Source organism: Bradyrhizobium sp. (assembly GCF_036735945.1).
Classification (GTDB): domain Bacteria; phylum Pseudomonadota; class Alphaproteobacteria; order Rhizobiales; family Xanthobacteraceae; genus Bradyrhizobium.
The window spans coordinates 51,278-78,188 of the sequence record NZ_DAINNI010000013.1; the positions used below are offsets into that span (position 1 = coordinate 51,278).

24 protein-coding genes are annotated in these 26,911 nt (G+C 64.9%); 13 read left to right on the plus strand and 11 right to left on the minus strand.

The annotated features are described in order from the left end of the window. Together V7E26_RS07195 and V7E26_RS07200 are read right to left on the minus strand one after the other, a co-directional pair. Positions 1-1,200, minus strand: coding sequence for an AAA family ATPase (locus V7E26_RS07195; protein ID WP_324414745.1), 1,200 nt, complete (start codon positions 1,198-1,200; stop codon positions 1-3). Continuing rightward, the gene (locus V7E26_RS07200; protein ID WP_324414746.1) at positions 1,197-1,766 is read right to left on the minus strand and encodes a hypothetical protein; all 570 of its coding nucleotides are present in this window, start codon (positions 1,764-1,766) and stop codon (positions 1,197-1,199) included. The genes V7E26_RS07195 and V7E26_RS07200 overlap by 4 nt, the downstream gene beginning before the upstream one ends. A gap of 121 nt (positions 1,767-1,887) precedes the next feature. On the opposite strand from V7E26_RS07200, the gene V7E26_RS07205 reads away from it, so the two are divergent. From V7E26_RS07205 to V7E26_RS07230, 6 genes are all read left to right on the plus strand, one after another. Beyond that, positions 1,888-2,166: a hypothetical protein gene (locus V7E26_RS07205; protein ID WP_324414747.1), complete on the plus strand. Its 279-nt coding sequence runs from the start codon at positions 1,888-1,890 to the stop codon at positions 2,164-2,166. Between the two features lie 405 nt (positions 2,167-2,571). After that, positions 2,572-3,828, plus strand: a complete 1,257-nt coding sequence (locus tag V7E26_RS07210; protein ID WP_324414748.1) for an ABC transporter substrate-binding protein — start codon at positions 2,572-2,574, stop codon at positions 3,826-3,828. A gap of 75 nt (positions 3,829-3,903) precedes the next feature. Next, positions 3,904-4,767: a branched-chain amino acid ABC transporter permease gene (locus V7E26_RS07215; RefSeq protein ID WP_324414749.1), complete on the plus strand. Its 864-nt coding sequence runs from the start codon at positions 3,904-3,906 to the stop codon at positions 4,765-4,767. Beyond that, positions 4,767-5,756 carry a branched-chain amino acid ABC transporter permease gene (locus V7E26_RS07220; RefSeq protein ID WP_324414750.1) on the plus strand — a complete coding sequence of 330 codons (990 nt, stop codon included), beginning with the start codon at positions 4,767-4,769 and terminating at the stop codon, positions 5,754-5,756. Before V7E26_RS07215 ends, V7E26_RS07220 begins: the two co-directional genes overlap by 1 nt. Beyond that, the gene (locus V7E26_RS07225; protein ID WP_324414751.1) at positions 5,746-6,513 is read left to right on the plus strand and encodes an ABC transporter ATP-binding protein; all 768 of its coding nucleotides are present in this window, start codon (positions 5,746-5,748) and stop codon (positions 6,511-6,513) included. Before V7E26_RS07220 ends, V7E26_RS07225 begins: the two co-directional genes overlap by 11 nt. Then, on the plus strand, positions 6,510-7,226 hold the full coding sequence (locus V7E26_RS07230; RefSeq protein WP_324414752.1) for an ABC transporter ATP-binding protein: 717 nt from the start codon (positions 6,510-6,512) through the stop codon (positions 7,224-7,226). The genes V7E26_RS07225 and V7E26_RS07230 overlap by 4 nt, the downstream gene beginning before the upstream one ends. 1 nt (position 7,227) lies before the next feature. On the opposite strand, the gene V7E26_RS07235 is transcribed toward V7E26_RS07230, so the two are convergent. After that, on the minus strand, positions 7,228-7,923 hold the full coding sequence (locus V7E26_RS07235; protein ID WP_324414753.1) for a TetR/AcrR family transcriptional regulator: 696 nt from the start codon (positions 7,921-7,923) through the stop codon (positions 7,228-7,230). 135 nt (positions 7,924-8,058) lie between these two features. Here V7E26_RS07235 and V7E26_RS07240 point away from each other — a divergent pair, with 135 nt between their 5' ends. Then, on the plus strand, positions 8,059-10,347 hold the full coding sequence (locus V7E26_RS07240) for an arylsulfatase (protein ID WP_324414754.1): 2,289 nt from the start codon (positions 8,059-8,061) through the stop codon (positions 10,345-10,347). Positions 10,348-10,377: 30 nt separating this feature from the next. Here V7E26_RS07240 and V7E26_RS07245 read toward each other — a convergent pair whose 3' ends face one another. After that, positions 10,378-13,524 carry a multidrug efflux RND transporter permease subunit gene (locus V7E26_RS07245; protein WP_324414755.1) on the minus strand — a complete coding sequence of 1,049 codons (3,147 nt, stop codon included), beginning with the start codon at positions 13,522-13,524 and terminating at the stop codon, positions 10,378-10,380. Continuing rightward, positions 13,521-14,693, minus strand: coding sequence for an efflux RND transporter periplasmic adaptor subunit (locus V7E26_RS07250; protein WP_324414756.1), 1,173 nt, complete (start codon positions 14,691-14,693; stop codon positions 13,521-13,523). Before V7E26_RS07250 ends, V7E26_RS07245 begins: the two co-directional genes overlap by 4 nt. Positions 14,694-14,934: 241 nt before the next feature. Between V7E26_RS07250 and V7E26_RS07255 the strand changes: the two genes are divergently transcribed. The 6 genes from V7E26_RS07255 (at position 14,935) to V7E26_RS07280 (ending at position 20,754) form a co-directional block, all read left to right on the plus strand. Further along, positions 14,935-15,177, plus strand: coding sequence for a hypothetical protein (locus V7E26_RS07255; protein ID WP_324414757.1), 243 nt, complete (start codon positions 14,935-14,937; stop codon positions 15,175-15,177). 255 nt (positions 15,178-15,432) lie between these two features. Further along, complete coding sequence (locus V7E26_RS07260) at positions 15,433-17,844, plus strand: TonB-dependent receptor (protein ID WP_324414758.1); 2,412 nt, start codon at positions 15,433-15,435, stop codon at positions 17,842-17,844. Between the two features lie 2 nt (positions 17,845-17,846). Next, on the plus strand, positions 17,847-18,536 hold the full coding sequence (locus V7E26_RS07265) for a Fe2+-dependent dioxygenase (protein ID WP_324414759.1): 690 nt from the start codon (positions 17,847-17,849) through the stop codon (positions 18,534-18,536). After that, on the plus strand, positions 18,533-19,495 hold the full coding sequence (gene exbB / locus V7E26_RS07270; protein WP_324414760.1) for a tonB-system energizer ExbB: 963 nt from the start codon (positions 18,533-18,535) through the stop codon (positions 19,493-19,495). The genes V7E26_RS07265 and exbB overlap by 4 nt, the downstream gene beginning before the upstream one ends. Before the next feature lie 3 nt (positions 19,496-19,498). Next, a complete protein-coding gene (gene exbD / locus V7E26_RS07275; protein WP_324414761.1) occupies positions 19,499-19,966 on the plus strand; it encodes a TonB system transport protein ExbD in 468 nt (155 codons plus the stop codon). After that, on the plus strand, positions 19,963-20,754 hold the full coding sequence (locus V7E26_RS07280) for an energy transducer TonB (RefSeq protein ID WP_324414762.1): 792 nt from the start codon (positions 19,963-19,965) through the stop codon (positions 20,752-20,754). The genes exbD and V7E26_RS07280 overlap by 4 nt, the downstream gene beginning before the upstream one ends. Positions 20,755-20,765: 11 nt before the next feature. Here V7E26_RS07280 and V7E26_RS07285 read toward each other — a convergent pair whose 3' ends face one another. Genes V7E26_RS07285 through V7E26_RS07310 form a run of 6 tightly spaced genes read right to left on the minus strand, consistent with a single transcriptional unit; the run spans position 20,766 to position 26,788 of the window. Next, positions 20,766-22,217: an aldehyde dehydrogenase gene (locus V7E26_RS07285; protein WP_324414763.1), complete on the minus strand. Its 1,452-nt coding sequence runs from the start codon at positions 22,215-22,217 to the stop codon at positions 20,766-20,768. Between the two features lie 24 nt (positions 22,218-22,241). Continuing rightward, entirely contained in the window at positions 22,242-22,976 is a 735-nt protein-coding gene (locus V7E26_RS07290) for an ABC transporter ATP-binding protein (protein WP_324414764.1), read from the minus strand. Continuing rightward, complete coding sequence (locus tag V7E26_RS07295; protein ID WP_324414765.1) at positions 22,969-23,718, minus strand: ABC transporter ATP-binding protein; 750 nt, start codon at positions 23,716-23,718, stop codon at positions 22,969-22,971. Before V7E26_RS07295 ends, V7E26_RS07290 begins: the two co-directional genes overlap by 8 nt. Continuing rightward, complete coding sequence (locus tag V7E26_RS07300; protein ID WP_324414766.1) at positions 23,715-24,656, minus strand: branched-chain amino acid ABC transporter permease; 942 nt, start codon at positions 24,654-24,656, stop codon at positions 23,715-23,717. The genes V7E26_RS07295 and V7E26_RS07300 overlap by 4 nt, the downstream gene beginning before the upstream one ends. Continuing rightward, on the minus strand, positions 24,653-25,522 hold the full coding sequence (locus tag V7E26_RS07305) for a branched-chain amino acid ABC transporter permease (protein ID WP_324414767.1): 870 nt from the start codon (positions 25,520-25,522) through the stop codon (positions 24,653-24,655). The genes V7E26_RS07300 and V7E26_RS07305 overlap by 4 nt, the downstream gene beginning before the upstream one ends. 27 nt (positions 25,523-25,549) lie before the next feature. Beyond that, positions 25,550-26,788, minus strand: a complete 1,239-nt coding sequence (locus V7E26_RS07310) for an amino acid ABC transporter substrate-binding protein (RefSeq protein ID WP_324414768.1) — start codon at positions 26,786-26,788, stop codon at positions 25,550-25,552. Between the last annotated feature and the right edge of the window lie 123 nt (positions 26,789-26,911).

The following is a 26,911-nucleotide window of genomic DNA, read 5'->3' on the forward strand; positions in this document are numbered from 1 at the left end:
TCAGCCGGTGGTCGCGCGTTGCAGGCGCGCTGCGAACTGGTCGCGATGGTCGCCCGCTGGCTCGACGCGGACGCGCTCGCCGTCCTGCACCAGGCGGATTTCGGCGGCGCCTGCGGCGCGCGCGTCGATCAGGCCGTCGGTGATCTGACGTTCGATGGCGCGCGTCATGTCGCGGACGCCGCCCTGCATGCGGCCGGAGAGGGCGTCGATGGCCCGCATCAGGATCTGCGGATCGATGCCGCCGCCGGCGATTTTGAGGTTGAACTGCAGGGCAACGGCCTCGATCTCCAGCGCGACCACCCGCGCGATGTCCAATCCCTTCAGCGGACGGAACGCGAAGACGTCGTCGATCCGCGACAGCACTTCGGGCGCGAACTGGGCATCCGCCAGCGCGGCCTTCGCCAGCCGCCCCAGTTCTTCCGCACTCTCGCCCGCCTGCTCGGCGATCTCGCCGATGCGGCGCGAGGCGGCGTTGGTGGTGAGAATGAAGATCGCTTCATTGGTGGGGACGCGGGCGCCGTCGCTGACCTCGGTGATGAAGCCGTCGTTCCACGCCGTCAGGAAGCGCTTGTGCACTTCCGAATGCGCCTTCTCGAATTCATCCAGCAGCACGATGGCGTTGGGCACGTCGCGCAGCGCCGCCGTCATCGTGCCGTAGCTGTTGGAGCCGACATAGCCGCGGGCCTGGCCGAACAGGCTGGCGGCCGCGTGCGGCTGGCCGAACTGGCTCATGTCGAAAAAGTGCAGATGGCCGCGCCCGCCATAGAGCTCTTCGGCCAGGATCTTTGCGAAATGCGTCTTGCCGACGCCGGGCGCGCCAGCGAGGCAGAACACGGCGACCGGCTTGTCGAGCCGTCTTGCGGCGATGCGCCGCCGCAATTGCTGCGCGATTGCCTTGACAGCTTCGTTCTGACCGACCACGCGGGCGCTGATGCGATCAGCGAGATCCGCGGCGTCGATCGTGACCAGGCTCTGGCTTCGCTTTTCGTAAGCTTCCTGCAGACTGGTCTTGTTGGAAAGCCGATCCAGAATATCCATGACGAACCTCGGCAGATAGGAACCGCGATAAAGAAAGATGGCGATGGCCGCGCTGCCCGCGCCGACCGCCAGGGTGACGGCGAGGGCGGGCGAGGCGTGGTCGATCGTGATGAAGGCAAGCAGCATGAGCAGCCGGCCGAGCCAGGGCGACATTCCCATCATGGCACCACCTCGATCCGTTCGCCGGGCCGCATGATGCGCATCGGCACCGTGCCGCTGCTGGTCGCAAACGCCACGGTGATGCCGCCGCCCTGTCCGTCGCGAAGCGCGGTGACGCCGATCGGAGCACTATCGGCGAACGCCACCGCGACCGGCGTCCAACTCCTGGTCAGCACGATCTGTTGCGTCAGCCCGGAGGCCTCGACCGCGACGGTGTCGCCGTCCGGATCCATGCTGTCGGTGAACACGATCCAGCCGAGCCGCTGCCGCCGTTCGGTCACGGCCTGCGCGATCTCGGCACGCTGCGCCGGCGCAACCTTCAGCGCGGCGACCGCCGACGCAACGGCCGCGCGGTCGTCGGGCGATACAAGGGTGACGACATTGGCCGAGAGATCCTCGGGCCGGGAGGGAACCTTTGCGGTGGCCTGCGTGTCGGTGTCAGCAGCAGCATAAACGCCGCCGCCGACCAGGGCCGCGAGCAACAGCAGGACGGGCGCAAGCCAAGTCGACTGCCGGGCCGGGAACGGCAGCGGAAGTTCGAGCTGCGGCTCGTCGTTGGTGGATGACATGAGATTCCCCGGCAAACGCCCGGGGAGGTTGCATGAAGATTCCCAGCGCAATGTTAATGGCAGCGGGCCGACGGGGCTCGGCGCGCGGCAGGGTTAAGGATCGATGAGGGAATCTGGTCGAATGGAAACCATCCGTCGCACTGATCTTCCTCCTGCGCCAATGCGCACGCAAGCGGAGCTCGCGCCGATCGCTCAGCGCGTTGCTGCGAATCCCGGTCTCATGCGGAAGTTTCGAACGGTGATCGGTTCGGAAGATCAGGCGCAGGCAAGTTCGGTAATTGATGAAATTACCAACTTCGCGCAGGGGGGCGACCCTACCGTCACGCCTGCCGAGGGGGTTCGAATAACAGTCGTCTTGATGGGGATGATCGGGCATCCCAAGGACGGTTCAAATGACTGATGTCAGAACAGGCGCACTTCCCGGGAAGAGACGTTCACACACTCTACGGGTGTCACCGCGAGCGATGTAGCTTTGGTTGCCAAGGATCGCGCCTTGCCTTGTCACGCAGAGGGGATTTTCGGTTGGTTAGCCCAGGTACCAAGGCTATCGTTACACCGTCGTTGATAATTACTGAGAGCTATATCAACAGGTTGGGCGAATGTCCGGGACATCCGATGGAGCGGGAATTCCGGCCGCCTTGCGGGTACGGACTTGAATCTCCGCGGGCCACGGGCGCCAACTTGCCGATGCCAATCGGCCATGCAATGTTTACGATCGCAACAACAAATAACGAAGCGGCGGCCAGGCGGCGGTCGCATATCCCGGGCTCCTGAAGAAGCCCGGCAGGGGTGGGAGATTTTCAAGATGAGATTGCATCATATTGCAGGGCTGCTTTCTGCTGCCGCGATTTCGGTGGCGCTCGCGAGCGCGGCATCGGCGCAGGACAAGACGGTCAAGATCGGCGCGATCTTTCCCTTGAGCGGCAATGCGGCTTCGGCCGGCGTGCACGCCAAGGCCGCCATCGAAACCGCGGTCGAGATCATCAACAGCGGCAATCCTGCGCTCGGCAATCTGCCCGTGACGAAGAACGCCGGCCTCAAGGGCTTCGGCGGCGCCAAGGTCGAAGTGGTGTTCGCCGACAATCAAGGCAGCCCCGCGGTCGGGCAGAACCAGGCGCTTCGCCTGATCACCGAAGAGAAGGTGGTGGCGCTGACCGGCGCCTATCAGTCCGGTATCACGCTGACCGCAAGTGCGATCGCCGAAAAATACGGCATTCCCTTCGTCAACGGCGAGTCGGTGGCGGCCAATCTCACCGAACGCGGTTTCAAATGGTTCTTCCGCGTCACCCCGGTGGCATCGGATTTCGCCAAGATCTATCTCGAGTTCCTCAAGGACATGAAGGCGAACGGGGTCAAGACCGACAACGTCGCGATCGTTCATGAGAATACCGAATATGGCACCTCGGTCGCGAGCGTCATCACGTCGGTCTTCAAGGAAAACGGCCTCGGCATCGCGCTCGACATTCCCTACGCCGCAAACACCACTGACGTGCAAAGCCAGGTGCTGCAGCTCAAGGACAAGAAGCCGGACGTGGTGATCATGGTCAGCTATACGTCGGACGCGATCCTGTATTCCAAGACCATGCAGGCGCTGGACTACAAGCCGCCGATGATCATCGCCGACAATTCGGGTTTCTCCGATCCGTCGTTCATCAAGACCGCCGGCAAGCTCACGCAGGGGCTGTTCAATCGCTCGTCCTTCGCGATCGGAGCGTCGGGAACGCCGACTTTCCTGATCAACGAGATATACAAGAAGAAGAGCGGCGGTGACGATCTCGACGATACCGCGGCCCGCCAGATGCAGGGCTTCTTCGTATTGGTCGATGCGATCGATCGCGCCGGTTCGACCGAGCCCGCCAAGATTCAGGCCGCGTTGAAGGCGACCGATCTCAAGCCTGAACAATTGATGATGGGCTACAAGGGCGTGAAGTTCGACGACAAGGGCCAGAACGTCCTTGCCGCCGGTCTCGTGATCCAGCTGCAGGACGGCGAGAACTATGTTCCGGTCTGGCCCAAGCAGCTGGCCAAGACCGCGCCTGTATTGCCCTACAAGGGTTGGTAGGAATCGTGGGGGCGGGCTTCGGTCCCGCCCTTTTTGTTTGTGATCGCTGACGTTCAACCCGCAAGCCGCTGACATATGTCCTCCATCCTCGTTCAGGTGATCGTCGGCGGCTTGTTGCTCGGCGCGGTCTACGCACTGTTCTCCTCCGGCCTCACGCTGATCTGGGGCATGATGAACATCGTCAACTTCGCCCATGGCGATTTCGTCATGCTCGGCATGTATGTCGCGTTCGTGGTCTGGACCGTGCTCGGCGTCGGCCCGTTCGTCGGTGCGCCGGTGGCGGCACTGGTGCTGGCGACGGTCGGCATCATCGTCTATTTCGGGCTGATCCGCAGCGTCATGAAGGGGCCGATGCTGGCACAGATCCTCGGCACCTTCGGGCTCGCGCTGTTGCTGCGCTACTCCGTGTTCTGGGGTTTTGGTGCCAATTTTCTGACGCTGCCGGGCGATCTCGTCGGCGGCACTTATGATGTGTTCGGCATCAAGTTGCAGGCCTCCAGGCTTCTGGCCGGAATTGTCGCGCTGCTTGTGACGCTCGGGCTGCACGTGCTGCTGACGCGCACCTCGCTCGGCTCGAAGATGCTGGCGGTGTCGGAAGATGCGACTGCCGCGCAGTTGATGGGGATTCGCCCCGACAGCATGCAGGCGATTGCCTGGGCGATCGCGGCGGGCGCGACGGGGCTCGCCGGTGCGCTGATCGCGACGTTCTTCTATATCGCGCCGACGGTCGGCGAGACGCTCGGCATCGTCGCTTTCGTCACGGTGTCGCTGGGCGGTTTCGGCAGTGTGCCGGGTGCGCTGGTCGCAGGGCTTCTGATCGGTGTGATCGAGTCGGTGTCGGCCTACTGGATCGGCGCGGTCTACAAGGACATCGTGGTGTATTCGCTGTTCCTGTGTTTTCTCTGGTTCCGGCCGCAAGGCCTGATGGGCAAGATGTAATGCGGCGTTTCATCTGGCCTTCGGTCGCGCTCGCGCTGATCATTCTCTATCCGCTGGTGTTCACGACGCCGTTCCAGCAGCGGCTCGGCGCGCTGATCCTGCTCTATGCAATTGCCGCTTCCGCCTGGAACATCGTCGGCGGCTACGCCGGGCAGGTGTCGGTCGGACATGTCGTGTTCTTCGGTTGCGGCGCCTATGCGTCGATGGCGGCCTATTCGCATTTCGGCCTGCCGCCATTGGTCGGGATTCCCGTGGGCATTGTCGCCGCGGTCCTGATCGCCGCCGTCATCGGCGTGCCGACGCTGCGGCTATCAGGGCATTATTTCAGCATGGCGACGATCGCGGTCGCCGAGCTCGCGCGCCTGATCGTCACCAACGTGGAAGTTCTCGGCGCTGCCGTCGGCCTCAGCGGTCCGACAGTGCCGCGCACCGTATTCGATCTCTCATTCATCTCGGCCTTGCCTTACTACTATCTGTTCCTGTCCGTGCTTCTGATCACGCTCGGGATCACCTGGTGGATGACCAACAGCCGGATGGGATTTTACCTGCGCGCGATCAAGGATTCCGAACGTGCGGCGCGTTCGCTCGGCGCGCCCACGAGCCGTACCAAACTCTATGCATTCATGCTGAGTGCCGGGTTGACCAGCGTCGCCGGCGCGCTCTATGCGATGATGTTCGGTTTCGTCGACCCGGACTCCGGGCTCGGTATCCTGATCTCGGTGAAGATGCTGATCATGGCGGCCCTCGGTGGCGCCGGGCTGTTGTTCGGGCCGCTGGTCGGCGCCGCGATCCTGGTGCCGCTGGAGGAAATCTCCAACAATCTGCTTGGCGGCAAGGGGGCGGGGCTCACCTTCGTGGTCTACGGCGCGATTATCGTCATCATCGCTCGCTTCCAGCCGGGCGGCATTCTGGCGCTTATCAACCGGCTCTGGGCGAAGCGCAAGACTCCCGAGACCCAGGCTGCGGCAGGAGCGTCCCATGCTCCTTGAAGCCCGCGACGTGACGAAGGCTTTCGGCAGCTTCAAGGCGGTCGATTCCGCCACCGTAACGCTGGAGCAGGGCGACATCCTGGGCCTGATCGGGCCGAATGGCGCCGGCAAATCGACCTTCTTCAACTGCCTGACCGGCGATCTCGTCTCGACGTCAGGCCGGGTGCTGTTCGAAGGCCACGACATCACCGATATGACGCCTGAGGCGAGGGCGCAACTCGGGCTGGCTCGCACCTTCCAGGTGCCGCAGACGTTCGAAGGCATGACGGTGCTGGAGAACGTGATGATCGGCGCGTTCCTGCGCACCCCGCATCGCGCACAGGCGGAGATCAAGGCGCGCGCCGTGCTGGAGCGGGTCGGGATGAGCCGGCTGGCGGACGCGCCGGCGCGCTCGCTCGGAACGCCCGGCCGCAAGCGGTTGGAGATTGCGCGTGCGCTCGCCACCGAACCCAAGGTGCTGTTGCTGGACGAAGCCATGGCCGGCCTCACCCAGCAGGAGGTGAAGCTCGCGATCGATCTGGTGCGCGACATCCACCGTTCCGGCATCACGCTCGTCATCGTCGAGCACATCATGGAAGTCATCATGTCGCTGGCGAGCCGCGTGGTGGTGTTCCACCAGGGCAAGGAGATCGCGCGCGGCAGCCCGCGCGAGGTCACGTCCAACCCGGCGGTGATCGCGGCCTATCTCGGCACCCGCGCGGCGAAAGCGGCCGCCGGACACACGCCGATCGAATTGATGGGCGGACCGGCGACATGAGTGGTCCCTTGCTCCGCATCGAGCATCTCGAAGTGCGCTACGGCGATCTGATCGGCGTCTCCGATGTCTCGCTCGAAGTGCCCAGCGGCAGCGTGGTGGCGCTGCTCGGCTCCAATGGCGGTGGCAAGACCACGGTTCTCAATGCCATCGCAGGCCTCATCCCCGTGCATGCCGGATCGATCCGCTTCAATGGCGAGGAAATCGGCGGTCAGACGGCGTTTGCGATCGTGCGCAAGGGACTGGCGCTTTCGCCGGAAGGCTGGCGGCTGTTCGTGCAGCAGAGCGTCGAGAACAATTTGCTGCTCGGCGCGACACCGCTGCGCGACAAGGCGCGCACCGCGGCATTGCTGGAGCGCGTCTACAGCGTGTTTCCGAAATTGAAGGAGCGGCGCAACCAGCGCGCCGGCACCATGTCCGGCGGCGAGCGGCAGATGCTGGCGGTCGGCCGTGCGCTGATGAGCGATCCGAAGTTGTTGATGCTGGACGAGCCGTCGCTGGGGCTGGCGCCGGCAGTCGTCGAGACCATGTACGAGACATTTGGCCTGTTGCACCGCGAGGGCCTGACGATCCTGCTCGCCGAGCAATCGATCGAACTGGCGCTGGAGGTTTCCGATTTCGCCACGGTGCTGCAGGTGGGCAAGAGCGTATTGTCGGGGGCGGCTGCGGCGCTGGCGCAGGACCCGCAGGTGCAGAAGGCCTATCTGGGTGTCTGATTCACTTCCTGCGCTTGCGCGACTTGCGCGCTGACGCGGCGGTCCGCCCCGTCGTCATCTCCGCCTGCAGCAGCAGCAACAGGCAGTTCGAGAGCCGCTCCTCCATCTCGCGATCCTGGATCGAGAGCGGGCCGGGGTCGTTGAGGATGGCGTTGACCAGCGTGCCCAGCACGACCTGAAAGCCGAAGCCGATAACGCGGGTCTTGGCGGCCTTGTTGCCGGGGCCCATCGCGCCGAGCAGGATCGGCGTGGCATCAGCCACATTGGCGCGTGCCAGCGCCTTGAAGGTGGTCCAGCGGTCCGGCCGGGTGTCGTCGTGCTGGAGGGCGGCGCGCAGCACGCCCTCATGGTTTCGGATCCAGCCGGTCGTGCCGCGGACGAGGAGGCGGCTGCGCCCGGCGAGATCGGCCTCAGCCAACCGGCTGTCGTCCTTCATCCGCGCCAGGCGGCCCGCGCCGTCGCGCGCGGCCAGTTCGATCAGCGCGTTGAAGTAGGCGTCCTTGCTCTGGAACCGGCTGTAGAAGGCGCCGACGGTGGCGCCGACCTTGCGGCACAGCGTCTCGATCGACAATTCGGCAAGGCTGTGCGTGCGCAGCATCTCGGCGCCGGCCTGCAGCAGGGCGGCGGTGGTCTCGCGGCTGCGCTGCTGGCGCGACGGGGTAACGCCGGGAAGATCGAGTTCGGCCGATGGCAGCATGCGAAACTTGCGTCTCCATCCGAAACAATCATAATGATAATTCGGATTATGGTTTCTGACAATGCTGTTGGCGTTGCCGGGAGCCGGAGAACCGTTGGATCAACCGCGGTCGCATACGGGAAACGGGAGGAAGCCATGGCGGCAGGCAGCGCAACACCGTTCGGCGGCACCATCGGCAAGACGGTGGCGGGTTCAAAACCCTGGTGGCCGCAGGCCGCGCAGCCGCCAAAGGGCGCGCCGAATATCCTGGTCGTGCTGTTCGACGATGTCGGCTTTTCCGATTTCGGCTGCTACGGCTCCGCCATCAAGACGCCGACCATCGACCGGCTCGCGGCCCAAGGCCTGCGCTATTCGGGCTTCCACACCACCGCGATGTGCTCGACGACGCGGGCGGCGCTGCTCACCGGGCGCAATCATCATTCGGTCGGCGTCGGCTGCCTCGCCAATTTCGACAGCGGCTATCCCGGTTATCGCGGCAAGATCGCGCGCGAGGCGGGAACGCTGGCGGAAATGCTGCGGCCGCACGGCTACCGTAACTACATGGTCGGCAAATGGCACGTCACGCCGCTCACCGAAAGCGGCGCCACCGGCCCGTTCGACGGCTGGCCGCTCGGCCGCGGCTTCGATCGCTTCTACGGCTTTCTCGACGCCGAGACCGATCAGTTCGCCCCGGAACTGGTCTCCGACAACACCCATATCGATGCGCCCGGCACGTTTGCAGATGGCTATCACCTGACCTCCGACCTGGTCGATCAGTCGATCCGTTTCATCGCCGATCACACCGCCGACCGGCCCGACATTCCCTGGCTGACCTGGGTGGCGCTCGGCGCCTGCCACGCGCCGCACCAGGCGCCGATCGATATCATCAAGAGCTACGATTCACAGTTCGCCCATGGCTGGGACGTCGAGCGTGAGCAGCGGATGGCGCGGCAGAAGGCGATGGGCATCGTGCCGCGGGAAACCCGGTTGCCGCCACGCAATGACGGCGTGAAGGCATGGGACGAGTACAGCGCGGATGAGCGGTGCGTGTTCACGCGGCTGCAGGCGGCGTTTGCCGGCATGCTCGACCACGCCGATCGACATTTGGCGCGGCTGATTTCTTTCCTCGAAACCGCCGGCATTCGCGACAACACGCTGGTCCTGGTCCTCTCGGACAACGGCGCCAGCCAGGAGGGCGGTCCCTGGGGCTTCGTCAACGCCATGGGCCCGTATAATTTCCGCCCCGAGCCGATGGCGGAAAAGCTGCGCCGGATCGATGACATCGGCGGCCCGGACTCGCACAGCAATTTTCCGCATGGCTGGGCGATGGCGTCGAACACGCCGCTGCGCCGCTACAAGCAGAACACCCATGGCGGCGGCATCCGCGATCCCTTCATCATGAGCTGGCCGAAGAAGATCACGGCGAAGGGAGAACTGCGCCATCAGTTCGTCCACGCCTGCGACCTGACGCCGACCCTGCTCGACCTGATCGGGATCGCGCCGCCGGCCGAGATCGGCGGCGTCGCCCAGATGCCGCTCGAGGGTGAGAGTTTTGCGCGCTCGATCGCCGATCCGTCGGCGCCGTCAAAATCGTCGCCGCAATATTTCGAGATGTTCGGGCATCGCGGGATCTGGCAGGACGGCTGGAAGGCGGTTTCCTTCCATCCGTCGGGCACGCCGTTCGAGAACGACAAATGGGAGCTGTTTCATCTGGCGGAGGATTTTTCCGAGACGGATGATCTCGCCGAAGAGCATCCGGAGCGGCTGGCCGACATGATAAAGATGTGGTGGAGCGAGGCCGAGAAGCACAATGTGCTGCCGCTCGACGACCGCTTCGGCCCGCGCTTTGCCGAGAACGCGGCGCGCTTCCACGGCGCGCGCAACAAGTTCACCTTTCACGCCGGCATGGGCCATGTCCCGACCGACGTGGCGCCCGACGTGCGCAGCCGCAGCTACACCATCGAGGCCCATGTCGAGATCGGTGATGACGGCGCCGAGGGCGTGCTGATCGCCCATGGTGATGCGACCTCAGGCTACAGCCTCTACGTCAAGGATGACCTGCTGGTGCACGACCTCAATATCGGGGGCGGCCATCAGATCGTGACCTCCGATCGCAAGGTGACGGCAGGCGCGCACCGGCTCGGCGTCCATGTCGAGCGCCTGGTGCGCAAGGAAGAGCCGGCCAGGGGTTCGCGCACAGGCTTTACCGCCTATACGCTTCTGATCGATGGTGAGCCGGTGGGCACATTCCAGACCCAGCTTGCCTTCAACAATTTCATCTCATGGTCCGGTCTCGACATCGGCCGCGACCGCTCGAGTCCCGTCTCGCACTACGAGGCGCCGTTCGAGTTCACCGGGCAGCTGCTGAAGGTGACGGTCGACATGCATGAGGACCAGAAGCTGGATGGCGATGGAGTTGGTGCGGCGGAGATGGCACGGCAATGACGCGGCGGGAGCACCGACATGTCGGTCAAGTCACTCGGCCGCCTGCTTGACCGGGCCATGGGTATCCAGCGGCACGTCGTGGTCGGGACCGGACGAGCGGCCCCACCGGGCAAACGCGTTCGAAAGCCGGTCGAGATAAAGATAGACCACCGGCGTCGTGAACAGCGTCAGCGCCTGGCTGACGAGCAGGCCGCCGACCATGGCATAGCCGAGCGGCTGGCGGATTTCCGAGCCGGTGCCGGTGCCCAGCATCAGCGGCACGCCGCCGAGCAACGCCGCCATCGTCGTCATCATGATGGGGCGGAAGCGGAGCAGTGCTGCCTTGCGGATCGCGGCCTCCGGCTCGAGGTTCTCGTCGCGCTCGGCTGATATCGCGAAGTCGACCATCATGATGCCGTTCTTCTTCACGATGCCGATCAGCAGCACGATGCCGATCAAGGCGATCAGGCTGAAGTCGAACCCGAACAGCATCAATATCGCGAGCGCGCCGACGCCGGCGGACGGCAGCGTCGACAGGATCGTGATCGGGTGAATGTAGCTTTCGTAGAGAATACCGAGGATCAGATACACCACGACCAGCGCCGCGAGGATCAATAGCGGCACGGTGCCGAGTGATTGCTGGAATGCCTGCGCGGTGCCCTGGAAACTGGAACTGAGCGTCGCCGGCGCGCCAAGCTCGACCATCGCCTTCTGCACGGCGCCAGTCGCCTGTCCGAGCGCCACGCCCTGGGCGAGGTTGAAGCTGATGGTGGTCGCCGGAAACTGGCCCTGGTGGCTGATCGACAGTGGCCGCACCGGCACACTGGTCCAGGTGGCGAAGGTCGACAACGGCACCTGGTCGCCTGTCGTCGGCGACTTCACATAGATCTTGTTCAGCGTGTCGATGCTGCCCTGCAACTCGGGGAGCACCTCGAGCACCACCTTGTAGGTGTTGAGCTGGGTGAAATACTGCGTCACCTGGCGCTGGCCGAACGCGTCATAGAGCGTGTCGTCGATCACCTGCGGCTGGATGCCATAGCGCGCGGCGGTATCGCGGTTGATCTTCAGCTCCACCGTGGTGCCGTTGGTCTGCTGGTCGGTGGCGACGTCGCGAAGCTCGGGCAGCGTCTGCATCTTCGTCAGGATTTTTGGCGCCCATTCGTTGAGCTCGGCCAGATCGGCGTCCTGCAGCGTGAACTCGAACTGGGTTCGCGTCGGCCGGCCGCCAAGCCGGACGTCCTGCGCCGCCTGCATATAGAGACGGGCACCTTCGACCTTGTCCAGTTGGGGACGCAGCCGGGCGATGATCTGCTGCGCGGTCGCCTTGCGCTGGTCGCGCGGCTTCAGCGTGATGTAGAGGTTGCCGTTATTGCCGGCACGCCCGCTGCCGCCGATCGCCATCGCCACCGTGGCGACGTCCGGATCGGCCTGCACGATCTTGCCGAGTTCCTCCTGGTGCCGCTTCATGTCGGCGAACGAGATGTCCTGGCTCGCTTCCGAGGTCGCCGTGATCAGGCCGTTGTCCTGCTGCGGAAAGAAGCCTTTCGGGATGATGACGAACAGGTGGACCGACAGGCCAAGCGTCGCGAAGAACACCATCAGGGTGGTGAACTTCCAGCGCAGCGCGAGGTCGAGGCCGCGCTCATAGGCGCGCAACATCGCGTCGAAGGCGCGCTCGCTCCATTGGTAGAAGCGGCCATGATTGACCTCGCGGTGCGCACGCAGGAAGCGCGAGGCCATCATCGGCGTCAGCGTCAGCGCCACCACCATCGAGACGAAGATCGTCATCGCCAGCACCACCGCGAATTCCCGGAACAGCCGTCCGATGATACCGCCCATCAGCAGCAGCGGGATCAGCACGGCGACGAGCGAGATGCTGATCGACACGATGGTGAAGCCGATTTCGCTGGCACCCTTGAGGGCGGCGGCCATCGGCTTCTCGCCTTCCTCGATGTAGCGGGTGATGTTTTCGAGCATCACGATGGCGTCGTCGACCACGAAGCCGACGGCGATGGTGAGCGCCATCAGCGAGAGATTGTCGAGCGTGTAGCCGAACACCCACATCAGCGCGCAGGCGCCGAGCAGCGCCAGCGGCACCGTGATCGTGGGGATTGCGGTGGCCCAGAAGCTGCGCAGGAAGATGAAGATCACCATGACCACCAGCGCGATGGTCAGCAGCAGGGTGAGCTGCACGTCCTCCACCGCGGCGCGAATGGTCTGGGTGCGGTCGCTGATCACGTCGATCTTGATCGCCGGCGGGATCGCCGCGACCAGCCGCGGCAGCGTCGCCTTGATCTTGTCGACGGTATCGATGACGTTGGCGCCGGGCTGCTTGAAGATCACCAGGAACACGCCGCGCTTGCCGTTGGCCCAGGCCGCCTGCTTGGCGTCCTCAGGCCCGGTGACGGCCTGGCCGATATCCCGGATACGGAGCGGACCGCCATTGCGGTAGGCAATGACGACGTCGTTCCAGTCCTTGGAGTTGGGTAACTGGTCGTTGGCGTAGATCGTGTAGGCGCGGTGCTCACCGTCGATATTGCCCTTCGGGCTGTCGACGGTCGTGATCGCGATCTGGCTGCGGACGTCCTCCAGCGACAGGCCCTTGGCTACGAGCTTCGCCGGGTCGATCTGGATGCGGATCGCCGGCTTCTGCTGCCCGCCGATGATGACCTGGGCGACACCGGAAATCTGGCTGATCTGCTGCGCGAGCTGGGCGTCGACGGCATCGCTCACCGTGGTCAGCGGCAGCGTATCGGACGTTGCCGACAGCAGCAGGATCGGCGAGTCCGCCGGGTTGACCTTGCGATAGGTCGGCGGCGAGGGCAGGTTCTTCGGCAACTGGCCGCTGGCGGCGTTGATCGCGGCCTGCACGTCGTTGGCCGCGGCATCGATCGGGCGGTTGAGATCGAACTGGATCGTGATCGCCGCGGTGCCGAGATAGCTCGTCGAGGTCATCTGCGCGACGCCGGGAATCTGCGCGAGCTGGCGCTCCAGAGGCTGCGCCACCGAGGACGCCATGGTCTCCGGGCTGCCGCCGGGCAGGGACGCTGCGACCTGAATGGTCGGAAAATCGACCTGCGGCAGCGGCGCGACCGGCAGCAAGGGGTAGGCGACCAGGCCGACAAACAGGATCCCCGCCATCATCAGCGAGGTGCCGATTGGATAGCGGATGAAGGGGGCGGAGATTCCCTCGCTCATTGGCTGGCCGCCTTGCCCTGCGCCTGCTCCGCGCTGGCGACTGCCGTGGTCACCAGCGAGCCGGGCTGAACCTTGAACTGGCCGGCCGTGATCACCTGCTCGCCGGGAGCCAGCCCCTCGTCGATGACGGTACGGCCGTCGATCGAGCGCGTCACCTTGATCTTGCGGAGCTCGGCCTTGTTGTCCTTGTTGACGAGATAGGCATACAGACCGTTCGGGCCATGCTGAACGGCGTCGTCGGGAACGACGACGGCATCCTTCAGCGTCGCGACCAGCAGCCGGGTCGAGACCGACTGACCCGGCCACAGCGCGTGATCCGTGTTGTCGAACACGGCCTTGAGGCGGACCGTGCCGCTCGACGTGTCGACCTGGTTGTTGATCAGGGAAAGCGTGCCGATGGAGAGCACGCGCTTGCCGTCGGTGGAGAGCGCTATCGTCCTGGGCGAGCCGGCCGCGAGCGCCGCCTTGATGTCAGGCAACTGGTCTTCCGGCGCGGTGAAGATCACCGTGATCGGTTCGATCTGCGCGATGGTCACGATGCCGGTCTGCGTCGCGGCATTGACGATATTGCCGACATCGACCTGGCGCAGCCCGACGACCCCGGAGATCGGCGCCTTGACGGTGGCGTAATCGAGCTGGGTCTGCGCGTTCTCGATCAGCGCAGTGTCAGCCTGGATCTGCGCCGTCAGCTGCGCCACGGTCGAGCGCTGCGTGTCGGTCTGCTGCCGGGTCGCGAATTCGCCGAGCTTGGTATAGCGCTGCAGGTCGAGGTTGGCGTTGGCGAGGTTGGCCTCGTCCTGCGCCTTCTTGGCCTTGGCCTGGTCGAGGGCCGCCTGGAACGGGCGCGGATCGATCTCGACCAGCGTGTCGCCTTGCTTGACGACCTGGCCTTCCTTGAAGGCGATGCGGTTGATCTGGCCGTCGACGCGGCTGCGGACCACGACGGTATTGAATCCCTGCACGGTGCCGAGGCCGGTCAAATAGACCGGGAAGTCAGCCTTCTCCACCGCCGCTGTCCGTACCGGAACGGCGGCGCGCGCGGGGACGGACTTCCGGCTTTCGGTTTGCGCCGGCTGATTCTCGCCCTGGAAGCGCTGCCAGCCGAGATAACCCAGCGCGGCGGTCGCTGCGATCAGCAGTACCCAACGGACGGTGCGCGACCTCGACATGGCAGCTCTATGGATTCCGGAGTTTCCCCAATGCAGCCGATATAGTGTCCGTGCGCGCCAGGTGTACAAACACTAAGGCTTGAGAATCCTAAACAATTGGAAAGGTTTGACGGTGTGGTGCTCGACCTTGGCGGTAGCGGCGGAAGGCTTTCGATCCCCGCGTGTCATTCAAGCGGGTTGAACGCGGCGGCGTTGTCGTCCATATCGCGCGCTGCAATGCGGGCGAAGATCGGAGTGCACGATGGACGAACTGAACGGACGCATGATGGCGTGTCAGATTCTGATCACCGGACTGATCGCGCGCGTCGCGAACGATTCGCCCGATCCGCTACGATTCCTCACCGACTTTCGCGACGAGATCAAAGCCGTCGTCAGGGGCATCAACATATCGGGCATGGACAACACCGATCGCGTTCGCCAGGTCGCGCAATCGACAGTCGATGAATTGTTCTCGCTGATGAAGCCGCCGAGCAGCGACGAGTAGCGCGGCGACAAAAACGCGACGGACGCCTGAATCTACAGCGTTTCCTGTGTCTCTTTAGAACGATTATTAGAACGCTTACAAAGTAAGTTTAGAACCGTTTCAAACTGTAAATTTAGAATCGTTGTTATCCGGATCGATTCAACCGGGTTGTTGCCCCAATCGCGTTGACCCCAAATTTCTCGCTCGGTACCTACCGAACGGGACCATTCGCAGCATGTAGATTTGCTGCGAATTGAAATGGATCAGGGGCACGTGATGAATGTTGTGAAGGCACCGAGGTCGCTTCGTCTTGAAGCGGCGGTTTACGCACCCGGTCAGTCGGTTGAAAATCATTCCGGCAAGAAGGTTTCCGCGGTAGCTGGCCTCATTGCGGTGGCGTCGTTCTCCGGCGCTGAAGCGCAGCAGTCCAGCCTCCCTCCGGTGACGGTCGATGCCCCGGTCGCCCGCCCGCGTCCTGCAGCGTCAAGGCCTTCGGCGGACCAGGTCCGCGCCCGCACCGCATTGCGCCGCGCCGCCCGCCGCGCGCAGCCGGCGCAGGTCGCTGCCGTGCCGTTCCCCAACGCCGGCGGCCTGGCCGCGGATGCCAATCCCTATGCCGATGCGGCCGCGCCGTACAAGGTCGACCGGGTGCAGGCATCCGGCAAGTTTCCGGAGCCGCTGCTCAACACGCCGAAGACCATCACGGTGTTGAGCAAGGAAGTGCTGGCGGACAAGAACATCACCTCGCTGCGCGAGATCGGCCGCTCCACCGCCGGCGTGACGCTGGGATCGGGCGAGGGCGGCAACGCGTTCGGCGACCGCTTCTTCATCCGCGGCTTCGACGCGCGCAACGACGTCTTCATCGACGGCATCCGCGATCCCGCGGTTTCGATCCGCGAGAACTTCTTCACCGAGCAGATCGAGATCCTGCGCGGTCCGGCGTCGGCCTATGCCGGCCGCGGCACCGCCGGCGGCGCCATCAATATCGTGACCAAGCAGGCCACCGACCGCAACTTCTACAATGCCGAGAGCACGTTCGGCACCGACCGCACCAAGCGCGTCACCTTCGACGTCAACCAGGTGATCAGTCCGACGTTTTCGATGCGCACCGGCGGCATGTTCCAGGAGGCCGGCGTCGCCGGCCGCAACTATGTCACCGACGATCGCTGGGGCGGTTTTGTCTCGACGAAGTGGACGCCGACCAACGACATCAAGATCACGACGAACTACGTCCATACTGACCTCAGCGGCCTGCCGGACTTCGGCGTGCCATGGTACCGGCAGGGCAATACGCCCGTCACCGAGGCGGGCATCCCGCGGCAGAACTGGTACGGGTTCGTCAACCGCGACTTCCAGACCGCGCGGCAGGACTTCGGTACGCTGACGGGCGAGTACAAGCCCACCGACAATATCACGCTGACCAGCCGGACGAGGGCGGAGCACTCGCTGCTGGCCTATATCGGCACGCTGCCGCAAGCGCCCATAACGACAAATCCCGATCCGACGAAATGGACGTTCACCGCCAGCCCGCAGAGCCGTAACCAGTTCGTCGACATCCTGGCAAACCAGGAGGACGCCACGTTCAAGTTCGACACCGGATCGGTGAAGCACACGGCTGTGGTCGGGCTTGAGGTTTCGAACGAGCGCGTCGGCATCAACCGATATACCGGCCTTTCGTCGGAAGCGTTCGGTGCCGGTGCGTTTACCGGCGCCGGCGCCTTGCCGGGCCAATCGATCTATGCGCCGAGCTATACCTTCATCCCGTTCACCACCGTTCCGACGCTCGGCAGCGATCCGACCCGCTACAATGTCGACAGCAAGGCCCTCTACGTCCTCGACACCGCGAATTGGGAAGACAAGATCATAGTCAACGGCGGCATCCGTTATGACGGCTACGACCTGCGATCTTCGACCAACGCGAGATCGAGCACGGTCAACTCGGATTTCATCAACTATAACGGCGGCATCGTCTTCAAGCCGGTGCCGATCGGGAGTCTCTATGCGGCCTACGCGACCTCGACGAACCCGTTCGGTTCAGAGCTCGACGGTACCGCGGCGGATTACGGCGGAGCCGTGCCGGGCGGCGTCGTCCTCGGGCCCGAGCTCAATAAGGCAGCCGAGGTGGGCACCAAGTGGGAACTGTTCGATCGCCACCTCCTGGTGACGGGGGCGCTGTTCCATACCGAGAAGGACAACGCGCGCGAGACCGTCAACGGCGTGCTGGCGTCGGGAGCGGCTTATCAGGTCGAGGGTATCGACCTCGAGGTCAGCGGCAATATCACCGACCGCTGGAGCGTTTTCGGTGGTTTGGTGCTCATGAGGTCGAAGGTCCTGCAGAGCGCGCTGCCCTCCAACATCGGGCTGCAGATGGCCAACATCGCCCATGAATCCTTCAGCATGTTGAGCAAGTACAAGTTCGACGGCGGCTGGGAACTTGGCGGCCAGGCCGTCTACCGCTCGAAGATCTATGGCGGCACCTTCGGCGCCAACACCGGCACCGAGCTGCCGAGCTACTGGCGCTTCGATGCCTTCGTCGAGAAGAAGATCGACAAGAACTGGACCATGAAGCTCTACGCGCAGAACCTGACCAACAAGCTCTACTACGACACGCTCTACCGCAGCGCGACGCCGTTTGTCGCGGTCGCGCCGGGGCGGGCGTTCTACATCGTCACGTCCGCTAAGTTCTGATCGTGCTGATCTGCATCCCCGACGTGCTGAGCAAGGCTGATGTGGCGGACTTCCGCCGCATCATGGACGCCGCCGCCTGGGAGGACGGCCGCTCCACCGCGGGGGCGCAGTCGGCCATGGTCAAGCGCAACGAGCAGCTTCCGCCTGACGGCGAGGTCGCGCGCGCGCTCGGCAACCGCGTACTTTCGGCGCTGACCGCGAACCCGAAATTCATCTCGGCGGCGATCCCGCAGCAGATCTTCCCGCCGCTATTTAACCGTTACGCGGCCGCTGGCGGGCATCATTTCGGCCTCCATGTCGACAATGCGGTGAGGGGAGATCGGCTCACTGGCTTGCGGATCCGAACCGACCTGTCGGTGACGCTGTTTCTGTCCGAACCCGACGAGTACGACGGTGGCGAGCTGGTGGTGGAGGACCTCTATGGTTCCCACGAAATCAAGCTCGCAGCCGGGGACCTCGTACTTTATCCTGCGTCTAGTTTGCATCTGGTAACGCCGGTCACGCGAGGTATGCGGGTGGCGTCTTTTTTCTGGCTGCAGAGCATGGTACGGGATGCGCATGCCCGGAGCCTGATCTTCGATCTCGATACCTCGATTCAGGCCCTGGTGGAGCGGCTGGGACGAGACGACCCTGAAACGGTCAAATTGACCGGTATCTATCACAACCTGATCCGCTACTGGGCCGAAGTATGAAGAACATGCCTGTTTCTCGCGTGATGACATTGGCGGTGATTGCCGCGCTGGCGATGCTGCCGCTGGCGGCACCGTCCTCGGCCCAGCAGAATGCCGCTCCGGTGGCACCGTCTTCGGCTCAGCAGAATGCCGCACCGGTGGCCCAGCAGGCGCCCGCCGCATCGCCGGCGCCGGTGGCAATGCCACAGCCGGCCGCGCCTTCGGATGCCGCCGCCGCCCCGGCGGAGCGCGAGGCCAAACTGCTGAAGGCTGCCACGGCCGAGCTCAAGGAATTGTCGCCGTGGACGATGTTCATGTCGGCCGACGTGGTGGTCAAGGCGGTCATGATCGGCCTTGCCTTTGCCTCGCTGGTGACCTGGACCATCTTCATCGCCAAGATGATCGAACTGTCGGTGGTGCGGCGCAAGGTGCGCTCGGCGCTGGCCAAGATCGCCGATGCGCGATCGCTGGCGGAAGCGCAATTCGCGCTGGGCGCAAAGGGCAGCGTGCTGGCGGCCTTCCTGGCGGCGGCGATGCGCGAGGCGCGGCTGTCGGCGGGCATCTCGAGCGATGCCGGCATCAAGGAACGCGCGGCGTCGAGCTTTGGGGAAATCGTCCGCGCCGAGGCGCGACGTATCAGGCTCGGCATGGGCCTGCTGGCAACGATCGGCGCGACGTCGCCCTTCGTCGGACTGTTCGGCACGGTCTGGGGCATCATGAACAGCTTCATCGGCATTTCGAAATCGCAGACCACGAATCTCGCCGTGGTGGCGCCCGGCATCGCCGAGGCGCTGCTCGCCACCGCGATCGGCCTCGTCGCCGCGATCCCGGCCGTGATCGTCTACAATCACTTCTCGCGCGTGACCAAGGGCTACATGGAACTGGTCAGCCGTGCGTCGGGCGCCGCGGCGCGGCTGCTGTCGCGCGACCTCGACCGTACCCATGTCAGCGGCTTGCATTCGCGCTCGGCGGCGGAGTAGGCGATGGCCGTCTCGCTCGCAGATCACGACCATGACGACGACGGCGATTTCGCGGAATCGCATGAGATCAACGTCACGCCGTTCATCGACGTCATTCTCGTTCTCCTGATCATCTTCATGGTGGCAGCGCCGCTCTCGACCGTCGACCTGCCGATCGATTTGCCGACTTCGACCGCTTCCCCGCAGAAGAAGCCGGACAAGCCGACCTATGTCAGCATCAAGCCGGATCTCTCGGTGGCGATCGGGGAGAACATGGTCAAGCGGGTCGATCTGGTGCGCTCGCTCGACGCGATGCCGGACGCCAGCAAGGAGCGTTACATCTTCCTGCGCGCCGATCGCGCCGTGCCCTATGGCGAACTGATGGACGTGCTCGAAATCCTGCGCTCCGGCGGCTATTCAAAGCTCAAGCTGGTGGCGCTCGAAGGCGTTCCCGATGCGGCGGCGGCGCAAGCTGCGCCGGCAAAGCCTTGATCGGCCTCGACGACCAGAAACCGTCCCGGCGGCTGTGGATTTCGGCTGCGGTGATTGCGCTGGCGCTCCATGTCGGCGGCGCCGCGCTCGCGATCGTGCAGTTGCAGACCGAGGAAGCCGATGACGCCCTCGGCGCCACCGCGATCGAGATCGGACTCGAAATGGCAGCCGTTCGGCGCGAGGTGACCGACCTGCCGCCGGGTCCGGATACCGATGCCTCGGCGGCGTCGCCGCAGCTCAACGAGCAGAAGGCCGAGGTCAAGGAAACCGACCTGCCGCAGGACAAGCCGAACGAGCCTGAAGAGGCCGACCGGGTGGTGACGGAGAACGAGTCCAAGAAGCCGAAAGAGGACGACCCGAAGATCGCGGCGGTGCAGACCCAGGCGTCCACCGAGTCGGTCGCGGCCGAAGCCACCGCAACGCCGAGTTCGGAGGCGATGCCGGAAGGGCAGCGCTCCGTCGCGCCGGTGATCGGCACCGGTGAAAGCGTACGCCGGGCGCGCGCGACCTGGCAGAAGGAGCTGGTCGCCCATCTCGACAAGCACAAGCGCTACCCGAAGGAACGGCAGCAGAAATCCGCCGAGATCCAGGTCCGCTTCACGCTCGACCGCATGGGCCATGTGCTCGCGACCGAAATCGAAAAGGGCTCCGGCGATGCGGCGTTCGACGAGGCGGCGCTGGCGATGGTGCGGCGCTCCGATCCGGTGCCGATGCCGCCGCCCGTCATCGCCGACGAAGGCCTTACCTTCACCCTGCCGGTGATCTTCCGCGTCAAGCACAGAAGCTGACGCGCTTCCCGCTAGATCGGATAGTGTTGCGGTCCGGTCTCGATGGTGATCCAGCGCAGTTCGGTGAATTCGGCGATGCCGGCCTTGCCGCCGAAGCGGCCGTAGCCCGACGCCTTGACGCCGCCGAACGGCATCTGCGCCTCGTCATGCACCGTCGGGCCGTTGACGTGACAAATGCCGGAATCGATCCGTTTGGCGACCTCCAATGCGCGGGGAATGTCACGGCTGAACACGGCGGCCGATAGCCCGTATTCGGTGTCATTGGCGACTCGCACGGCTTCATCCACGCCGTTGACGCGCACCACGCTGACCACCGGTCCGAACGATTCCTCGCCGTAGATCCGCATCGAGGAGTTGACGCCGTCGATCACGGTTGCCGACATCAGCGTACCTTCGCTGCGGCCACCGGCGACCACCTTGGCGCCCTTGCTGACGGCGTCGTTGATCAGCGCCTGGATGCGAGCGGCGGCATCGGCGCCGATCAGCGATCCCAATGGCGCGCTACCCTTGCGGGGATCGCCGGCGACCAGCGACCCGGCTTTCGCCGCGAGCCTGGTCACGAAGGCGTCGGCGATCTTCTCATCGACCACGAGGCGCTCGGTCGACATGCAGATCTGGCCCTGGTTCATGAAGGCGCCGAAGGCCGCGGCGGCGACGGCTGCATCGATATCGGCGTCGTCGAGAACGATCATCGGCGCCTTGCCGCCGAGTTCGAGCAGCGCCGGCTTGAGATATTTCGCCGCCACCTGCGCGATGATGCGGCCGACGCGGGTCGAGCCGGTGAAATTGACCCGGCGTACGGCGGGATGGCCGATCAGCGCCTCGATCAGCGCAGGGGCGTCTTCCGGCGCGTTGGTGATGACGTTGAGCACGCCCGGCGGCAGGCCGGCATCGCGCAGGCATTCGGCGATCAGCCGGTGGGTGCCCGGACAGATTTCGGAGGCCTTCAGCACCACCGTGTTGCCGCAGGCCAGCGGCAGGGCAATCGCGCGCACGCCGAGAATGACCGGCGCGTTCCACGGCGCCATGCTCAGCACCACGCCCGCGGGCTGGCGCACCGCCATGGCGATGCAGCCCGGCTTGTCGGACGGGATGACTTCGCCCGAAATCTGCGTTGTCATCGCCGCCGCCTCGCGCAGCATGCCGGCCGCGAGATGGACGTTGAAGCCGGCCCAGCCGGCGGTGGCGCCGGTTTCGGCGGCCATCAGCTCGACGAATTGCGAAGCTTTCGACGCCAGAAGATCGGCGGCCTTCAGCAGGATCGCGCGGCGTGCATTGGGACCGGTGGCGGACCATGCCGGGAAGGCGGCTGCGGCGGTATCAGCCGCGCGTTTCGCGTCCACGAGCTGGGCGGCCGCGGCGCGGCTGGCGAGATCGCCGGTGACCGGGTTGAGGCGATCGAACGTTGCGCCATTCGACGCCGGAACATCCTTGCTTTCGAGCAGCAGCGAGATTTCGTACATGGCTTTCTCTCCTCAAACGTGGCGTTACAATGATGGGGCGGCATCCGCCGGTGCACCGCCGAGATAGGCGCGCTGGACGGCGGGATTGGACTTCAGTTGATCGGCGGAGCCGTGACCGACGATGATGCCGTTTTCGAGCACATAGCCGCGGTCGGCGATCCGCAGGCTCTCCTGCGCGTTCTGCTCGACGAGCAGCAGGCCGACGCCGGCCTCGCGCACGCGCCGCAACGTGGCGAACAGCTCCTGCACCATGGCCGGCGAGAGCCCGAGCGAAGGCTCGTCGAGCAGCAGGATATCCGGATTGGACATCAGCGCGCGGCCGATGGCGAGCATCTGCTGTTCGCCGCCGCTCATGGTGCGCGCGATCTGGCCGGCGCGTTCGCGCAGGCGCGGAAACAGTTCGAGCACCTGCTCGCGCCGGGCCGCTTCGCCGTCGCGGGCGCGCCTTGGATTGGCGCCGAGCAGGAGATTTTCCTTTACCGTCAGCTCACCGAAAATGCCGCGCCCTTCCGGCACCAGCGCCAGCCCGCTTTCGACGATGTCGTGCGCGGCGAGCGCCGATATATCGCGGCCGCCAAGCCGCACCTGCTTGCCCGGCAGCGTGCGCACCACGCCGGCGATCGCTTTGAGCAGCGAGGTCTTGCCGGCGCCGTTGGCGCCGAGGATCGTGACGATCTCGCCGCGTCCGACATTGAGGACGACGCCGTCGAGCGCGCGATGGAGGCCATAGGCCAGGCTGAGATTAAGGACCTCAAGCATCAGCGGCCACTCCGCCGAGATAGGCCTTGACTACCGCCGCATCGCTGAGCACGTCGGCGGTTGCGCCCTCGGCGATCTTGCGGCCGCTGCTCATGACGATGCAGCGGTCGCACAGCGCGCGAACCGCGCTCATGACGTGCTCGACCAGCACGATGGTGATGCCATCGGCGCGCAGGGACCGGATCAGGTCGATGCCGATCGCAAGCTCGGATGGATTCAAGCCCGCGAGCCATTCGTCGAGCAGCAGCAGGCGTGGCTTCGCGGCAAGCGCGCGGGCAAGTTCCAGGCGCTTGCGATCGATGTAGGTGAGGTCCGCCGCCGGCCGGCGGCCATGGCCGGCCAGGCCGACGCGGGCAAGCAGGGCGTCGACGCGCAGCTCGGCCTCGGCGGCGGAGACGTGAGGCCGCTGAAACGCAAGGCCGGCCCTGACGTTCTCGCGGCAATCCATGCCGTCGAGCACGCGGACGAGTTGGAAGGTTCGCGCCAGGCCAAGCCGCGCGATCCGGTACGAGGCAAGGCCCGCGATGTCCTGGCCCATCAGGCGGATCGCGCCGGCATCGGGACGCAGCACGCCCGACATCAGGTTGAGCGCCGTGGTCTTGCCCGAGCCGTTTGGGCCGAGCAGACCCATGATCTCGCCCCGGGCGACGTCGAAGCCGAGATCGTTGACCGCGACGAGGCCACCGAAAGCGCGCCGCAACCCGTTGACTTCAAGCACTGGTGTTCCGCTGCCCGAGCTCATGCCGTCACTCGTTGCGTGGTCTTGGCTGATGGCGTCGAGAGCTTCTCGAGCAATCCCGCGACACCGCGCGGCAGCAGGTAGACGATTACAAGGAAGATGCAGCCGAGGATGATGGTGAACGTGTTCGGAAAGCGCGCGCTCAACAGTTCGAACAGCAGCGTCAGCGGCACGGCGCCGAGCACCGGCCCCCACAGCCGGTGCGCGCCGCCGAGCAGCGCCATGATCAGGACCTGGAACGAGATCATCGAGTTGAAGGCGATCGACGGCTCGATATAGGTCCAGCGCGGCGCCATGATCGCGCCGACCAGCGTCATGACCGTGGCGCTGATCGTGAACAGCGCGACCTTGGCGAAGGTGGTGTTGATCCCGCAATGTTTTGCCACGGTCTCATCTTCACCGATCACCCGCAGCGCGAAGCCGAGCCGCGAACGCGCGATCAGCCAGCCCAGCAGGAACACGGCGACAGTCAGCGCCAGCAATTGCCAGTAAATGTCGGCTTGCGTGATGTCGACGAAGACATAGCGGCCGAGCACGCGCGACTTGTTGACCTCGAACCAGACCACGAGCTGGCGGATCAATTCGGTCAATCCAAACGTGAAGATGACGAAATAGACGCCGCTCAGGCGCAGTGTCGAGAGACCGACGACGCCGGCCACGATGGCGCCGAGTGCTGCGGCGACCAGCAGCACGAGCGGCCACGGCAATATCTCGCCGAGCACGGCGACCGTATAGGCGCCGACGCCGAAGAAGGCGGTCGTCGCCAGCGAGACGTAGCGCGTCGGGCCTGAGAAGAGGCCCCAGGCCGTCGCCAGTACGGTGTACTGCAAGAGGCTGATGGCGAGCGCGAGATAATAGGCGTTGCCGAGGCGCGGCACGAAGGCCAGCAGCGCGATCGCTGCCAGCGCCAGGACGCCGAGGCCTGCGGTTCGCGCGCTCATCGCGTCGCCCTGCCAAACAGGCCGGCCGGCTTGACCAGCAGCACGGTAAGAAACAGCGCGAAGTTGACGGCCAGCGTAAGGCCGGGATCGACATAGGAGGCGACCAGCGCCTCGCTGAGACCGAGTGCGAGGCCCGCGACCAGGCAGCCCAGCATGTTGCCGACGCCGCCCATCACGACGACGATCAGCGCCTTCATGGTGAAGACGACGCCGGATGATGCGCTGAAGGTGAGGAACGTGCTGACCAGCACGCCCGCGGCGGCGCCCAGCGCGCCGCCCAGCGCGAACGTAAGCGCGGAGGCCTGCGGAACATTGATGGCGACGAGCTGGGCCGCAAAGGGATCGACCGCGACGGCGCGCACCGCCGTGCCGGCGCGGGTGCGTGTCAGCGCGAGATAAAGCGCAAGGCCGAGCAGGATGGTGATGCCGAGCGCGGCGAGGCGGTTGGCCGCCACCGTCTCGCCGAGAAACTGCACCGGGAAGGCAAGAAAGGAGTAGCTGTAATAGGCTCCGCCGAACAGCGCGAGCATCGAGCCCTGAATGACGAAGGTGAGCCCGAAGGTCGCGAGAATACTGTCGACCTCGAGTGCGTCGCGGTTCGGTGCGCGGCGCACCAGCGGAGTCAGCAGCAGTTTGTAGATCGCAAAGTTCAGCACGAAGGCGAGGGGGACGACCAGTGCCAGTCCGACAAACGGGCTGATCGCCCAGCCCGTGAACAGCCAGTGCGATGCAAAGGCGGCGGCGATCAGAAACTCGCCGTAGGAGAGGTTCATGATGCGCGCAACGCCGTACTGGAGCGTGAGCCCCATGGCGATGAGCGCATACATGCCGCCCAGCATCAGGCCGGTCAGAATGGCGTTCGTCATGACTCTACCGGCCGCGTTGTTTCGAGGTCAGGGCGCCACCCAGGCCGGCTTCGGCACGATCGCGTTGCGCGCACCCTCGTTGCCGGCCGGCGCGATGCCGTAGAACTCGCCATCCTGCCACTGGCCGACCCACCAGTAGCGGGTCGGCATGTTGTTCTCGAGCTTGACCTTGCCGATCACGGTATCGAACGTGCCGCTCTGCAGGTCCTTGATCACGGCGGCGCGGTCGATCTTGCCCACGCGTTCGATCGCCTGCTGCAGCATCTGCAGGCTGGCATAGGTGACCGCGCTGGCCCAGCGGTCCGGTTCGGCGCCGTTGGCGGCGGAGGCCTTGTGGCGGGTGAGGTAGTCCTTGATGGCCGGGCTGTCGCCGCTCCAGCCGCCGATGCCCATCACGCCCTCGGTGTTCTTGCCGAACTTCTGCCTGTAGAGCGGGAACGCGGTGCCGACGCCGGTATAGAAGACCTTCGGGTTGAATCCGGAGATCCGCGATTGCTCGGTCAGCGCCAGCGTATCCGGCGGATAGCTGAAGGCGATGAAGACGTCGGGATTGAGCGCCTTGATCTCGTTGACGATCGGAGAGAGGTCCTGGGTGCCGATCGGATAGGTCTTGTCGTAGGCGAGCTTGAATTTCGCGTTGGTGAGTGCCGGCCGCGCCGCGCCCGACAGATCGATGCCGAAGCCGTCGGCAATGCTGACCATCGCGACGTTGTCGCCGATCTTCTTTTCATCGCGCAGTTTGTTCAAGAGTTCGACCAGCGACTTGGCCGCATCCGCCGATGTGCCGAGCAGCCAGAAACTGTTCGGCAAGCGCTTGGCGAGTTCCGGTGCGCGGTCGGTCACGGCGGTGGCGGCGAGGTGCGGATAGCCTTCGCGGTTGAGCGTCGGTCCCACCGCCAGGTTGAGACCGGTGCCCCATGGCGGCAGGATGAAATCGACCTTGTCCTGGTTGATCAGGCGTTCGAGCGCGCGCACGGCCTCTTCGGCGTTGGAGCGATCGTCATACTGTACGACCTCGATCGGCACGCGCTTGTCACCGAGCTTGATGCCACCGGCGGCATTCACTTCCTTGACCCACAATTCGTAGTTGGGGATCGTGGTGACGGCCGCGCCGCCGGTGTTCGGGCCGGTGCGCGAGATCGCATAGCCGATCTTGACCGAGGTCTGCGCTTCGGCGACGGCGGAAAGGCCAAAGGAAAGGCCAAGCGTGGCGGCGCAGGTGGCGGCCGCCAGCAGGGCTGCGCGCCGCGTCAGAAATGTCGTCATGTTTTCCTCCCCATGGGTGCTTCTAAGCGTGCTTCGGTTGGCACCATTGGCTGGCGCTCGTGATCGCCTGACGTTAGGGGAGGTCGCGGGAAGCTTGGAATTGGACGGAACCGGGTAAACATT